The organism is Azospirillum lipoferum 4B, from assembly GCF_000283655.1.
Taxonomy (GTDB): Bacteria; Pseudomonadota; Alphaproteobacteria; order Azospirillales; family Azospirillaceae; genus Azospirillum; species Azospirillum lipoferum_C.
In genome coordinates, this window is record NC_016623.1 from 286,090 (window position 1) to 300,463 (window position 14,374).

The 14,374-nt window shown below is 66.9% G+C and carries 8 protein-coding genes; 3 read left to right on the top strand and 5 right to left on the bottom strand.

Going from position 1 to position 14,374, the window contains the following annotated elements; all coding sequences use genetic code 11:
- Positions 1-353 precede the first annotated feature (353 nt).
- The 3 genes from pflB (at position 354) to AZOLI_RS22895 (ending at position 5,211) form a co-directional block, all read left to right on the top strand.
- Positions 354-2,639, top strand: coding sequence for a formate C-acetyltransferase (gene pflB / locus AZOLI_RS22885; RefSeq protein WP_014249565.1), 2,286 nt, complete (start codon positions 354-356; stop codon positions 2,637-2,639).
- Positions 2,640-2,765: 126 nt separating this feature from the next.
- Positions 2,766-3,539: a pyruvate formate-lyase-activating protein gene (gene pflA, locus AZOLI_RS22890; RefSeq protein WP_044552823.1), complete on the top strand. Its 774-nt coding sequence runs from the start codon at positions 2,766-2,768 to the stop codon at positions 3,537-3,539.
- A 118-nt stretch (positions 3,540-3,657) separates the two neighbouring features.
- Complete coding sequence (locus AZOLI_RS22895) at positions 3,658-5,211, top strand: esterase-like activity of phytase family protein (protein ID WP_014249567.1); 1,554 nt, start codon at positions 3,658-3,660, stop codon at positions 5,209-5,211.
- A gap of 177 nt (positions 5,212-5,388) precedes the next feature.
- Here AZOLI_RS22895 and AZOLI_RS22900 read toward each other — a convergent pair whose 3' ends face one another.
- The 5 genes from AZOLI_RS22900 to nifJ all read right to left on the bottom strand — a co-directional run bounded on the left by AZOLI_RS22900 (position 5,389) and on the right by nifJ (position 13,862).
- The gene (locus AZOLI_RS22900) at positions 5,389-6,912 is read right to left on the bottom strand and encodes an FAD-binding oxidoreductase (RefSeq protein ID WP_044553048.1); all 1,524 of its coding nucleotides are present in this window, start codon (positions 6,910-6,912) and stop codon (positions 5,389-5,391) included.
- Between the two features lie 139 nt (positions 6,913-7,051).
- Positions 7,052-8,116, bottom strand: coding sequence for a LacI family DNA-binding transcriptional regulator (locus tag AZOLI_RS22905; RefSeq protein ID WP_014249569.1), 1,065 nt, complete (start codon positions 8,114-8,116; stop codon positions 7,052-7,054).
- Between the two features lie 36 nt (positions 8,117-8,152).
- On the bottom strand, positions 8,153-8,443 hold the full coding sequence (locus tag AZOLI_RS22910; protein ID WP_162488388.1) for a hypothetical protein: 291 nt from the start codon (positions 8,441-8,443) through the stop codon (positions 8,153-8,155).
- 77 nt (positions 8,444-8,520) lie between these two features.
- Positions 8,521-10,041 carry a tagaturonate reductase gene (locus AZOLI_RS22915; protein WP_014249571.1) on the bottom strand — a complete coding sequence of 507 codons (1,521 nt, stop codon included), beginning with the start codon at positions 10,039-10,041 and terminating at the stop codon, positions 8,521-8,523.
- Positions 10,042-10,343: 302 nt separating this feature from the next.
- Positions 10,344-13,862, bottom strand: a complete 3,519-nt coding sequence (gene nifJ / locus AZOLI_RS22920; RefSeq protein WP_014249572.1) for a pyruvate:ferredoxin (flavodoxin) oxidoreductase — start codon at positions 13,860-13,862, stop codon at positions 10,344-10,346.
- Positions 13,863-14,374: the final 512 nt, after the last annotated feature.

A 14,374-nucleotide genomic window follows, 5' to 3' on the forward strand; every position in this document is an offset into this window, starting at 1 on the left:
AGCCTAGCACATGTAGCAAAGCTACATATACAGCGCTGCGAACGACCGATTCCGTCGCGGTGCCGATGCGCGCTTTCCATGCGTTTCCAACTTGCTGCGCCTTGCCCTGCGACAAAATGTCGAGCCTGTTCGCCTTGTCCGGAAGACCGTCCGGGAGTATGTAGTAAAACTACAGAGCGGGCGCAAACACGGCAATCGCCGAGCCCCGCCCGGTCTGAAGATATGACGTGTATCAACGATTTTGGCGCCGATCGCGCCTATGCTTCCAATCGTCCCGCGCGGTTCGCGGGCACCACGAGACCGCCGACACGGCATTCGACCCGCGCCGACGGCTAAATCTCTGAGGAGTCATCATGGACACCCTGCTGATGGACGGACTTGCCCAGGCCACGGAGCAGCAGTCCGCCGCCGACCCCTGGCGCGGCTTCGCCCCGGGCGTCTGGCGCCGCTCGGTCGACGTCCGCGATTTCATCCAGCGCAACCTGTGCCCCTATGAAGGCGATGCAGGCTTCGTCGCCGGCCCCACCGCCCGCACCACCGCGCTGTTCGCCAAGGTCACCGACCTGCTGAAGCAGGAACGCGCCGCCACGGGCGGCGTGCTGGATGCCGACACCGAAATCTTCGCCTCGATCACCTCGCACGCGGCCGGCTACATCGACCGCGAGCTGGAGGTCATCGTCGGCCTGCAGACCGACAAGCCGCTGAAGCGCGCGATCATGCCGTTCGGCGGCTGGCGCATGGTCAAGACCGGCCTGGAAGCCTACGGCTTCACCCCGTCGCCGAAGCTGGAGGAGGTGTTCCCCAGCCTGCGCAAGACGCACAATGACGGCGTGTTCGACGTTTACACGCCCGAGATGCTGCGCTGCCGCAAGTCCGGCGTCATCACCGGCCTGCCCGACGCCTATGGCCGCGGCCGCATCATCGGCGACTATCGCCGGCTGGCGCTGTACGGCGCCGATTTCCTGATCAAGGACAAGAAGGCCCAGCTGGCCTCGCTGGAAGTCAGCCGCATCGACGAGGATGTGCTGCGCCTGCGCGAGGAGATCTCCGAGCAGATCCGCGCGCTGAAGGAACTGGTCCAGATGGCCGCCTCCTACGGCTTCGACGTCAAGCGTCCGGCCGCGACGGCGCGCGAGGCGGTGCAGTGGACCTATCTGGCCTATCTGGCGGCGGTCAAGGAAGCCAACGGCGCCGCAATGTCGCTGGGCCGCGTGTCCAGCTTCCTCGACATCTACATCGATCGCGACCTGCGCGACGGCGTCATCACCGAGGCCGAGGCCCAGGAGATGATCGACCACTTCGTCATGAAGCTGCGTCTGGTCCGCTTCCTGCGCACGCCGGAATACGACCAGCTGTTCTCGGGCGACCCGACCTGGGTCACCGAATGCCTGGGCGGCATGGGGCTGGACGGCCGGACGCTGGTCACCAAGACCAACTTCCGCATGCTGCAGACCCTGCACAATCTGGGCCCGGCGCCGGAGCCGAACCTGACGGTCCTGTGGTCGGAGAAGCTGCCGGAAGGCTTCAAGCGCTTCTGCGCCGACACCTCGATCAAGACCTGCTCGGTCCAGTACGAGAACGACGACCTGATGCGCGGCTATTGGGGCGACGATTACGGCATCGCCTGCTGCGTGTCCGCCATGCGCATCGGCAAGCAGATGCAGTTCTTCGGCGCCCGCGCCAACCTGGCCAAGACGCTGATGTACGCCATCAACGGCGGCAAGGACGAGGTTTCCGGCGAGCAGGTCGGCCCGGCCTTCGCCCCGATCACCGGCGACGTGCTGGACTATGACGAGGTCATGGCCCGCTTCGAGCCGATGATGGAGTGGCTGGCCAAGGTCTACATGAACGCGCTGAACGCCATCCACTACATGCACGACAAGTACATGTACGAGCGGATGGAGATGGCCCTGCACGACCGCGACATCCTGCGCACGATGGCCTGCGGCATCGCCGGCCTCAGCGTGGTGGCGGACAGCCTGTCGGCGATCAAACATGCCAAGGTGAAGGTCATCCGCGACGAGAACGGCCTCGCCACCGATTTCGAGATCGAGGGCGACTATCCGGCCTTCGGCAACAACGACGCCCGGGTGGACGACATCGCGGTGTGGGCGGTCGAGCGCTTCATGACGGCGCTGCGCAAGCAGAAGCCCTACCGGAACGCGCTGCCGACCCAGTCGGTGCTGACGATCACGTCGAACGTGGTCTACGGCAAGAAGACCGGCAACACGCCGGACGGCCGCAAGGCCGGCCAGCCCTTCGCGCCGGGTGCCAACCCGATGCACGGGCGGGACAAGAAGGGTGCCGTCGCGTCGATGGCCAGTGTCGCCAAGCTGCCCTACGCCCATGCGCAGGACGGCATCAGCTACACCTTCACCATCGTCCCCGGCGCTCTCGGCCGGACCGAAGACGAGCGGGTGAGCAATCTGGTCGGCATGCTGGACGGCTATGCCGCCCAGGGCGGTCACCACATCAACGTCAACGTCTTCGACCGCGAGACGCTGCTGCACGCCATGGACCATCCGGAGCTGTATCCGCAACTGACCATCCGGGTGTCCGGCTATGCGGTGAACTTCATCAAGCTGACGCGCGAACAGCAGCTCGACGTCATCAGCCGCACGTTCCACGACAAGCACTGAAAACCGTCCGGACAGTTCGTCCAACGGCCAGGAACTCCGATCCGTCATCCCCGCCATACCGGCGGGGGTGGTGGAATCGGAATGCGGTCCCATGTGGACGACAGATATTCAGACGGACATTCCGCAATGACGAACGCCTACCCCCCGCCCCGCCCCCCCACCGGCGTGGGGCCGGTTTCCGGCTGGATCCATTCCGTCGAAACCGGCGGCACCGTGGACGGGCCGGGAATCCGCTATGTCCTGTTCATGTCGGGTTGCCCGCTGCGCTGCCTCTACTGCCACAATCCCGACACCCAGCACATGCATGACGGGACGCGGACGACCTCCACCGAGGTGCTCGCTGACATCGCGCTCTATGCCGAATTCCTGAAGCGCGCCCATGGCGGGCTGACCTTGAGCGGCGGCGAGCCGCTGGTTCAGCCGGAATTCACCGCCGCCATCCTGCGCGGGGCCAAGGCGCTGGGCATGCACACCGCGCTCGACACCTCCGGCTTCCTCGGCAACCACGCCGACGACCATCTGCTTGAGGACGTCGATCTCGTCCTTCTCGACATCAAGGCCTTTTCGGAAAAGACCTATCGCCACCTGACCGGCGTGCCGTTGCGCCCGACGCTGGAATTCGCCGAACGGCTGGCGGGGCTGAACAAGCGCATCTGGCTGCGCTATGTGCTGGTCCCGAACCTGACCGACGATGCGGCCGAGATCGACGGGCTTGCCGAATTCGTGGCCGGCCTCGGCGTCGTCGACCGGGTCGACGTTCTGCCCTTCCACAAGATGGGCGAACACAAATGGAAGGCGCTGGGCCGCAAATACATGCTGACCGATACCGAGCCGCCGTCACGCGAGCTGGTGGAGCGGGTGCGCGGGCAGTTCCGGGCACGGGGGCTGCGGGCGGACTGATCGCGAGCCTTTATCGAAACGTCATCGAAGCGTCACGGCAACAACATGACGCCGTCACGCACCCACGCCTAATAGCCCCTTTGGAATTCGTTCGGGTTTCAATTGGGGGGACCGTTCAATGGGGACGACACACCGCGAGGGACAGCTGAGGACGGCGCTGCTGTCCGCCATCGGCCTCACCTCCCTCAGCCTGTCCATCTTCGGGGTCGCGATGGGGGTCGCCTCCGCCCAGACCGCGGACAGTATGACCGTCGGAGGCTCCAGCTTCATCAACCAGGGCCTGGTCGGCGTCGGCCGGATCGGGGCCGACATTCGCGACAAGCATAGCGAGACCTTCGGCTCGATGTCGGGGCTGACCTTCGACGCGAAGTCCTGGCGGCGCAACGGCGACAGCTACAACGGCATCATGTTCGCCCTGCCCGACCGCGGCTACAACGTCACCGGCACGACCGACTACCGGCCCCGCCTGAACACGCTGGCCCTGACGCTGACGCCCTATTACGGCAGTGCCGCACTGGCCGCCGGCGCCGGGCAGCAGTCGCAGATCACGATGAACCTGATCGACACCACCCTGCTGACGGACGCGGACGGTGCCGTCACCACCGGCCTGGATCCGCAGCCGGGCAGCGGCGTGCGGGCTGCGGCCAAGGGCCTGCCGCCGCTGCCGCAGGCTTACAACGGCAAGATCGGCCTCGACACCGAGGGCATCGCCCGGCTGGCCGACGGCAGCTTCTACATCAGCGACGAATACGGCCCCTACATCTACCATTTCTCCGCAACCGGCCGGATGATCTCGGCGGTGCAGCCGCCCGCGGCCCTGCTGCCGGTGCGCAACGGCGGGCTCGATTTCTCCTCCAACAACCCGGCCGCCGGCCAGCCGGCGCCGACCCCGGCCAACCCGGTCAGCGGACGGCAGAACAACCAGGGGCTGGAAGGCCTGTCGCTGACGCCGGACAAGACCAAGCTGGCCGCCCTGCTGCAGAGCGCCACCCGCCAGGACGGTGGTACCGGCGGCGGCAGCGCCACCCGGCGCAACACCCGTCTGCTGATCTACGATGTGTCCCGCAACCCGGACAGCCCGACGCTGATCGGCCATTACGTCGTGCCGCTCCCCACCTTCCAGTCGGGAAACAAGACGCTGGTGGCGGCGCAGAGCGAGATGCTGGCGCTGACCGACAAGCAGTTCCTCGTCCTGTCGCGCGACAGCAACAACGGCCAGGGGATGGACGGCACGGACTCGCTCTACCGCAGCATCGACATCGTCGACGTGTCGAACGCCACAAATCTGGTCGGCACCGTCTATGAGGACACCACCCCTGTCGCCCCCGGCGGCAATCTGGCGGCGTCAGTGACGCCCGCGTCCTACACCCCGTTCCTGAGCCTCAACGACAACGGCCAGTTGGCGAAGTTCGGGCTGCACAATGGCGGCGCCCAGGATTCCAACCTACTGTCGGAGAAATGGGAGGCGATTGGGCTGCTGCCGGCGCTCGACGCCGACCGGCCCAACGATTTCTTCCTTTTCGTCGGCAACGACAACGATTTCCTGACCCGCAACGGCTATCAAGCCGGCGCCCCTTATGATGCCGGGGCCGATGTCGACACCATGCTGCTGGTCTACCGGCTGACGCTGCCGACCTACGTCGATCCGCTGGCCATCCAGCCGCCGCGCTGAACAGGATTTCCGATCCCCGCCCACAAACCGGCGGGCTCGGAACTCCCGCGAAATCATTGGGCTATCAGGGTTGTCCGGATCGGACCGTTCGTGGTCCGATCCGGGCAAACCTGCAGATACCGGCGCTCATCGATGATGGCCGCCGGTATCCGGGCCGGATGCCGCGACCGCCGGGCGTCAGGCCGGGCGGATCGCCTGCGCGAAGGTGAAGAGCATCGCCGGATCGACCGCCTTCTTCACCTCCGCCAGCTTCGCAAGATTCTCGCCGTAATAGGCGCGCTGCCAATCGGCCAGCGACGGGTCGGGGAAGTTCTGGAACGCCCCCTGCGCCTTGGTCCGGCGGTTCACGTCGTCGTAGAAGCGCTGCTGCCACTCCAGCGCCTGCTCGATCAGCAGGGCCGAATCCGTCGGCCGCCACCAGTTGGCCTCGACCGAGAACAGCCAATCATAGCCGCGGTGGACATAGGCGGTCTCGGTCGGGCCGACCCGGTTGATGGCGCCGCCGACCTGGAAGAACTTGAAGGCCACCGGCATCGAGGTGGCGGGCATTTTTGCCGCCCAGTCGAACATCGCGGCGATGGCCTCGTCGCCGATGTCCGCCGCCTTCATGTAGCTGGACTTTTCCTGATAATAGTAAGGGAAGGTCGTCTCGACCAGGAAGTCCTGTGCCGCCCAATAGGGCACGTCCTCCATCACCTTCGACTTGGACCAGTCGATCCATTCCCAGGTGGATTTGAAGATTTCCTTCAGCGTCATCTTCGACTTGTGGAGCTGGCCGAGGATGGAGACGCTGACCGGCACCTTGTCGCACTGCTCCTGCCGGCTGGGAATGGTGACGTTGATCTTGCTGCCGAAATCGTCGGGCGCAGTCGCCAGTTCGATCAGCAGAAGCTTCAGCACCTTCGGCAGCTTGTCGGTCCAGGTCAGGTTGAAGACCGTCACCGCCTCCGCCGGCCGGGTTTCCAAGGTGAAGGAGGTGTTGATGCCGAAATTGCCGCCGCCACCGCCACGGCAGGCCCAATAAAGGGCGGAGTCGGTGCCGGCATCGGCCTTGACGTGGCTGCCGTCGGCCGTCACCAGTTCGGTCGCATTCAGCAGGTCGGAGGCCATGCCGTACTTGCGCATGTTGAAGCCGATGCCGCCGCCCAGCAGGAAACCGGCGGCACCGACCGAATCGCAGCGCCCATGGGTGATGGTGCGGCCCAGCCGTTCCATCTGCTTGTAGACGGCGGAGTTGAGCGTGCCGCCCAGGACCTTGACCAGCCCGTCCTTGCCCGGAAGCAGTTCCGCTCCCGCCATCCTGGTCATGTCGATCAGCAGGCCGGGCGTGGTGGAGAAGCCGGCGTAGCTATGGCCGCCGGAGCGCACGGCAAAGGGCATGGCCTGCTGCTTCACCCACTGGATGCAGGCCTGGACATCCGCGGCGCTTGCGCAGCGGGCGATGCCGGCCGGCAATGTGGCGCCGTAGCGCAGGTTGTTGGGACGGCAGACATCGGCGAAGAACGGATCCTCCGGCCGCAGCACCCCGCCCTTCACCGCCTTCGCCAGATCGGACCATGCCGAGGGCGGCGGGCAGTACGCCCCACCCGCTTCCGCCGCGAAGGCGGAACCCGGCATCAGTCGCACCGCGGCGGCCGCCCCCGCAAAACGGCCGGCGCCGACAAGGAAGTTGCGACGTGATGAATGCAGTCCGAGCGCCATGAGCCAGTCCATCCTGCTTTGCGGGTTGTGTTTTATGTTGCTTATTATCCTAATGATAACAAACAGCGTCAACCGCACGCGCAGGAGCATATGGAAAATGCTCTTTCGCCCTCTTCAAAGACGGAGATTTCCCGGTCCCTTACCGCTTCCCCACCGGCCGGGTGCTGCCGCGGATCACCAGTTCGCAGTCGAGATTGTGGTGCTGGGGCGCGATGCGGGCACCATCCAATGCCGCGAGAATCTGCGTCGCGCTGAGGCGGCCGATCTCGCGCTGGGGCGGACGGACGGTCGTCAGCGGCGGCGGGCAGGAGTTGCTGAAGGGAAGATCGCCGAAGCCGACCACCGCCAGATCCTCCGGCACCCGCAGGTCGCGGCGGGTCACCTCGAACAGAACGCCCAGCGCCAGCGCATCGTTGGAGCAGACCACGCCGTCGATGTCGGGGTGGCGCGTCAGGATCTCGTCGATCAGCCAGCGGCCGACCTCCGTCGTGGCGGCGTCGGGCACGGTGAAGTCGATGGGCTCGTGCAGGCCGCGCCGCAGAACCTCCGCATCATAACCGTCGGTGCGGCTTCGCACGCGCAGGTCCTGATGGGCGGCGGCGCCGATATAGGCGACCTTGCGGCTGCCCTGGTCATAGAGGTGGCTGGTCTGCATGCGGCCGACCTCGAAATGCGAGAAGCCGACGCTGATGCCGACCGCCTCACCCGGATGGGACGGCATGTCCCACATCTCCACCACCGGCACCCCGCAGGACGCCAGCATGGCTCGCGTCCGCTCGGTGTGGTGGAAGCCGGTCACCACCATCGCCGCGGGCGACCAGGCGAGGAAGGCGCGGATCAGGCTTTCCTCCTCCTCCGGGCTGAACTCGCTGACGCCCAGCAGGGTCTGGTAATGCGCCGCCTGGAACATGCCCTGCAGCGTGTTGTAGGTCTCGGCAAAGAAGGAGTTCAGGATGGAGGGCAGGATGACGCCGACGGTGCGACTGCGCGCCGCGGCAAGGCTGCCGGCCACCAGATTGGGCACATAGCCCATCTCGTCGATGACGCGGGCGATCCGCTCGGCGAGATGGCGGGATACCGCCCCCGGGCGGCGGAGATAGAGCGACACGGTGCTGGGCGACACGTCGGCGGCGTTCGCCACGTCGGTCATGGTCACCCGTTGGGTGCCGCGGCGTGTCCGCTTCCTCGTTTCGGTCGTCTGCATCGTCGGTCTTCCTCACGCGTCGTAAATCGCTGCCCGTCAGTGGCGGGTCGGCAGGTCTGCGAGAGCCAGCTCGGACAGGGATTGGATCGCGTCATGGACGAGCTGATAGGCCGCTTCGATCCGGCTGAGCGCCTGATCGCATTCGGTCTCGTCGCCACTGTCGCGGGTTTCCTGCCGGACGGCCCGGAACAGGGTCAACGCCTGTCGCCCGATCGTCCTGTGGCTCGCCCACAGGCCGCAATCTTCCTGCAGAGCCAGGGGGATATGCAACAGGCGATGGCGAAGCACCGCCGCGTCGAGCTCCAATTCTGCGATGCGAAGGGTCAATGTCGGTGTCATCGAAGTCGTGCCTTGCGGGACGCGTCCAAACGGTCACGCCCCGCTCTGCAATCACGCGAGCCGGATCAGCCGGCAACCAATTCCGCGCCAACCAGATCGGCCATGGCGGCCTTCATGCCCTTCGCCTCGATGGCGGCAAGGCTGTCGGCGACGCGGGCGGCCAGGCCGGGGATGGCGGTCAGGTCTTCCTTCCACAGCCGGACGTCCGACAGGATCGCCGCCACCAGCGCCGGCAGATCGCCGGCATTGGCAGCCCAGGCGGCGCTCATGGCGGCGATCACCTCGGCATTGTCGCTGATCGGGTAGGATCCCGCGTCGCGCTCGCCGGTGCAGGCGCCGTTGGCGAGCGTGCCGCGGTAAAAGCGCAGCAGCGCCGCCAGCGAGAAGGACAGGCCGGCCGGAGCCTGCCCGTTGCGGGCCACAGCATCCTTCAGGCTGGGCAGCACGCGCACCTGCCACTTCGACACCGAGTTGAGCGTGATGGAGATCAGCTCGTGCCGGATATAGGGGTTACCGAAGCGCTCCATGATGGTGCGGGCATAGTCCTGCCGCTCCGCCTCGGGCAGCGGCACATAGGGGACGATCTCCTCGAACATCACCGTGTTCAGATAGGCCGACACGGTGGGGTCGTCCATCATCGACTTGACGGTGTCGAGCCCGGCGCAATAGGCGGCCAGTGCGCTGGCGGTGTGGGCGCCGTTGAGGATGCGGACCTTGCGGGTGCGGTAGGGCTGCAGGTCGTCGGTCCAGACCACGTTCAGGCCGGCCTTGTGCAGCGGCAGTTCCTCGGCCAGATGGGCCGGCCCCTCGATCACCCAGACATGGAAGGGCTCGGCGGCGACGGCCAGCCGGTCCTCATAGCCCCATTTGGCGCTGAGCGCGGCGGCCTCGTCCTTCGGATAGCCGGGGACGATGCGGTCGACCAGCGTGTTCAGGAAATGGTTGTGCACCTCCACCCAGTCAGCGAAGCCCGCCTCCAGGCCCCAACGCTTGGCATGGGCCAGCACGATGCGCTTCAGGTTGGCGCCGTTGGCCTCGATCAGCTCGCAGGGCAGGAAGACGAGACCGCTGTCGGCACTGCCGCCCAGCTCCTTGTAGCGGGCATGCAGCAGGGCCGCGACCTTGGCCGGGAAGCTGTCCTGGCAGGTGCCGGGGGTGTAGGGCTCCTCACGGTCGGCGATGCCGGCCTCCGTCGTGTTGGAAACGAAGAAGCGCAGAGCCGGCGAGCAGGCCAGCTCCACCATCCGCGCCCAGTCGGCATAAGGGTTCAGCGCCTCGGACACGCAGGAGACGGCGCGGCGGGATTCGACCTCTCGCCCGCCTTCGATGCCGCGCAGCAGCACCGTATAGAGGTTGTCCTGCGCTTTCAGCAGGTTGGCGATGCCCTGGTCGAGCGGCTGGGCGATGGCGACACCGGCCTTGCAGAGGCCCTGGCCGTTGGCGACATCGACCATCCAATCGACGAAACCGCGCAGGAAATTGCCATCGCCGACCTGAAGGATGGTCACGGGCAGGGTCGGCGCACCGCCGGTATGGGCGACGTCGAACGCGCCACCGGCAAGCTGGTCACGGGTCAGGGAACGCATGACTGGGCATCCTTACAGGAGCAGAAAGGCTGGGCCGGCGCCATCGGAACAGGCACGGGCGATGAAAAAATATACTAATATATTAATCTTGGGCGCAAGGGGAAAAGGGTGCGGCAATGTGGTTGGGGGGTGCTGCGGGACTGCCCCCTCCCCATCCCTCCCCCGCTCTCGGCCGGCCGAAGGCCGGTCCGATCCGCGGGAGAGGGGGTAGGACGCTTGTCAGGGTGCAGCGGTTGCCAAGGCGACAACAGTCCCCTCTCCCGCAAAGCGGGGGAGGGTTAGGGAGGGGGCATCCGCCGCAACTACTCCTTGAACCCCGCCATATGTTCGAACAGGTGGCGCTTGCGGCGAATCTCCGCCTCGGCCTCGTCCAGCAGGGCGTGGTAGCGCTCGGGGTTGCTGCGCTCCACCGCGCTGAAACGCGACTCGCCGGCCATGAACGCCGCAAGGCCAGCGGAGGGGGCGCCGCTGTCCAACTGCAGGGCGGTCTTGCCGTCGGCGAGCCGGCGCGGGTCGCGGCGGTAGAGCGACCAGTGGCCGCTGTCCACCGCCAGCTTCTGATGTTCCAGCCCGTGCGACAGCTCGAAGCCATGGGCGACGCAATGGCTGTAGGCGAGGACCAGGGACGGACCGCGGTAGGCCTCCGCCTCCATCAGGGCGTTCAGCGTGTGGCTGTCGCGGGCACCGAAGGCGGTGCGGGCGACATAGACATGGTCGTAGGCCATTGCCATCAGGCCCAAATCCTTCTTGGCCGCCGACCGGCCGGCGGTGGCGAACTTGGCGGAGGCGCCGATCGGCGTCGCCTTCGACTGCTGGCCGCCGGTGTTGGAATAGACCTCCGTATCCATCACCAGGATGTTGACGTCGCGCCCCGACGCCAGCGCATGGTCGAGCCCGCCATAGCCGATGTCGTAGGCCCAGCCGTCGCCGCCGACGATCCACACCGTTTTGCGGACCAGATAGTCGGCCAACTGCTCCAGCCGGCGGGCCAACGGGTCCTTCACCGCGGCGAGCTGCCCCATCAGGGCGGCGACACGGCCGCGCTGGGCGGCGATGCCGGCCGGGTCGGTCTGTTCGGCCTGCAGCAGCTCCGTCACCAAACCGGGTTCCAGCTGTGCGGACAGAAGCGCCAGCGTGTCGCGCGCCTGTTCGGCCATCTGGTCGATGGCGACGCGCAGGCCGAGCCCGAACTCCGCATTGTCCTCGAACAGCGAGTTGGCCCAGGCCGGGCCGTGGCCGCTGGCATCGGTGGTGTAGGGCGTGGTCGGCAGGTTGCCGCCATAGATCGACGAGCAGCCGGTGGCATTCGCCATCACCATGCGGTCGCCGAACAGCTGGGTCAGCATCTTGATGTAGGGCGTCTCGCCACAGCCGGCACAGGCGCCGGAGAATTCGAACAGCGGCTCCAGCAGCTGGGTATGCTTGACGGTGGCCGGCACCGACTCGCGCGGGATGGCCGGCAGGCTGCGGAAGAAGTCGAAGGCCTCCTGCTCGCCGGCCAACGCCTGGATCGGACGCATTTCCAGCGCCTTGCGGCCGGAACCGCCCTTCTCATATGCGGGACAGACGGCGACGCAGAGGGTGCAGCCGGTACAGTCGGCCGGCGAGGCCTGCAGGCGATAGCGCCCGCCGGGGAACTCGCGGCCCTTGTAGGGGATGGTCTCGAAGCCGGCCGGCGCGTCGGCCAGGGCCGACTCCGGCACCACCGTGGCGCGGATGGCCGCGTGCGGGCAGACCAGCACGCATTTGTTGCATTCGATGCAGAGGTCCGCGTTCCAGCCCGGCGCCTCCGCCGCGATGCTGCGATGCTCATACTTGGAGGTGCCGGTCGGCCAGGTGCCGTCCACCGGGAAGGCGGAGACGGGCAGCCGGTCGCCATGGCCGGCGATCATCATGGCGGTGACGCGCTTGACGAAGTCGGGCGCCGTCTCCGGCACCGGGGCCGGGCGGTCGTGGTCGGCGGTGACGTGATCGGGCACCGGCACGGCCCGGAGATGGGCGAGCGCCTGATCGACGGCGGCGATGTTGCGCTTAACCACCTCCTCGCCGCGGCGGGAGTAGGTCTTGACGATGGCGGCCTTGATGTCGGCGATTGCGTCCTCGACCGGCATCACGCCCGACAGGGCGAAGAAGCAGGTCTGCATGATGGTGTTGACGCGGCGGCCGAGCCCGACCTCGCGCGCCACAGTGCCGGCGTCGATGGCATGGAGCGACAGCTTGCGTTCGATGCAGATGCGCTGCACCTCCGCCGGCAGGGCGTCCCACACCTGTTGCGGCGTGCCGGGGGCGTTCAGCAGCACGGTGGCGCCGGGGGCGGCCATCTCCACCACCTCCACCCGCTCCATCAGCGGCAGATGGTGGCAGGCGACGAATTGCGCTTGGCCGATCAGGTAGGGCGCGCGGATCGGATCCTTGGAAAAGCGCAGGTGCGACACGGTGGTGGAGCCGGATTTCCGGCTGTCATAGACGAAATAGGCCTGGGCGTGACTTCCGCTGTGCGCCTGGATGATCTTGATCGAGTTCTTGTTGGCGCCCACCGTGCCGTCGGCGCCGAGCCCGAAGAAGACCGCGCGGGAAACGCCCGGTTCCTCCATGCCCCAGGCCGGATCCCAGGGGATCGAGTGGTGGGTGACATCGTCGGTGATGCCGACGGTGAAACGGCGCTTCGGACGGTCCCGCTTCAGCTCATCGAACACCGCCTTCGCCATCGCCGGGGTGAAATCCTTCGACGACAGGCCGTAGCGGCCGGCGATCACCATCGGCTCGGCAAGCGCCGGATCGGCGGCGCGGGATTCCGCCAGCGCGGCGACCACGTCGAGATAGAGCGGGTCGGCGACGGCGCCCGGTTCCTTGGTGCGGTCGAGCACGGCGATCCGCCGGACGCTTGGCGGCAGGGCCGAGACGAAGTCGGCGATGGCGAAGGGGCGGAACAGGCGGACGGTCAGGCAGCCGACCCGCTCCCCCTCCGCCACCAGTCGGCTGACCGTTCCGGCGCAGGTCTCGGCACCGGAGCCCATGACCACCACCACCCGCTCCGCCTGCGGATGGCCGGCATAGTCGAACAGGCGATAGGCGCGGCCGGTGCGCGTGGCCAGTTGGTCCATCATCTCCTGCACGATGGCCGGGCAGGCGTCGTAATAGGGGTTGGCAGCCTCGCGGGCCTGGAAGAAGACGTCCGGATTCTGCGCGGTGCCGCGGACCACCGGATGGTCCGGCGTCAGGCCGCGGCGGCGGTGGGCATCGACGCAGGCGTCGTCGATCAGCGCGCGCAGATCCTCGTCCGTCAGGGTCTCGACGCAATTGAACTCGTGCGAGGTGCGGAAGCCGTCGAAGAAATGCAGGAACGGCACCCGCGCCCGCAGGGTGGCGGCATGGGCGACCAGCGCCATGTCGTGCGCTTCCTGCACATCCGCCGAGGCCAGCATGGCGAAGCCGGTCTGCCGGCAGGCCATCACGTCGGAATGGTCGCCGAAGATCGACAGCGCGTGCGTTGCCAGCGTGCGGGCCGCCACATGCATGCAAAAGGGCGTCAGTTCCCCGGCGATCTTGTACATGTTGGGGATCATCAGCAGCAGGCCCTGCGACGCCGTGAAGGTCGTCGCCAGCGCGCCGGCCTGCAACGCGCCATGGACGGCGCCGGCCGCACCACCCTCCGACTGCATCTCCACCACGTCGGGGACGCTTCCCCACAGGTTGGGACGGCGCGCCGCCGACCATTCGTCGGCGAACTCCCCCATCGGCGAGGACGGCGTGATGGGATAGATCGCGATCACGTCGCTGGCGCGGTAGGCCACCGATGCCGCCGCCTCGTTGCCGTCCATGATCCGGGCGGAAGACGGGGCGGAGCGCGATGCGGCCTGGGTGGAAGCGGCCTCTGTGGAAGCGGTCGATGTCGGGGCCTGGGTCATGCCGGAAAAGTCCTTCTGCGTGGCGACGGTCGTCTCCGTGAGGCGTCTTTGATGCACTGGGCCGGCGGTGGCGGCAGCCGGCGGAAAACGCTGCAGGAAACGGCGGTCGACCTGGGAAAGGGTCTGCTGCCCGATGGAACGACGCAATGACGCGTGTCAGTCCGTCACGGATTTTCCGCCCGCCGCCGCTCTGCGCTGCACAACGGTCTGATATATTACTTTTGCAAGGAAGGTCTCAATTTGTCGCACCGCAACATGCGCCGCCGTCCAGGGGTGCTATGGGAAATCTCCGGTGCGGGCCCCCGAAGCCTGCAGTCCGCGCGGGCGCCAAGCGCGCACAGCCCATTGATCTAGATCATTTATCACCGCCGGCCGCCATGGCCATCCTACATGCGGATGAGGAAGACCGACGGTCCTTTCTCGGA

What these genes read in the sequence shown, in the direction of transcription:
- AZOLI_RS22905 (WP_014249569.1), bottom strand. Translation starts at nt 8,116, where the DNA reads ATGCAGACGACCGAAACGAGGAAGCGGACACGCCGCGGCACCCAACGG.
- pflB (WP_014249565.1), top strand. Translation starts at nt 354, where the DNA reads ATGGACACCCTGCTGATGGACGGACTTGCCCAGGCCACGGAGCAGCAG.
- AZOLI_RS22895 (WP_014249567.1), top strand. Translation starts at nt 3,658, where the DNA reads ATGGGGACGACACACCGCGAGGGACAGCTGAGGACGGCGCTGCTGTCC.
- AZOLI_RS22915 (WP_014249571.1), bottom strand. Translation starts at nt 10,041, where the DNA reads ATGCGTTCCCTGACCCGTGACCAGCTTGCCGGTGGCGCGTTCGACGTC.
- pflA (WP_044552823.1), top strand. Translation starts at nt 2,766, where the DNA reads ATGACGAACGCCTACCCCCCGCCCCGCCCCCCCACCGGCGTGGGGCCG.
- nifJ (WP_014249572.1), bottom strand. Translation starts at nt 13,862, where the DNA reads ATGGACGGCAACGAGGCGGCGGCATCGGTGGCCTACCGCGCCAGCGAC.
- AZOLI_RS22900 (WP_044553048.1), bottom strand. Translation starts at nt 6,912, where the DNA reads ATGGCGCTCGGACTGCATTCATCACGTCGCAACTTCCTTGTCGGCGCC.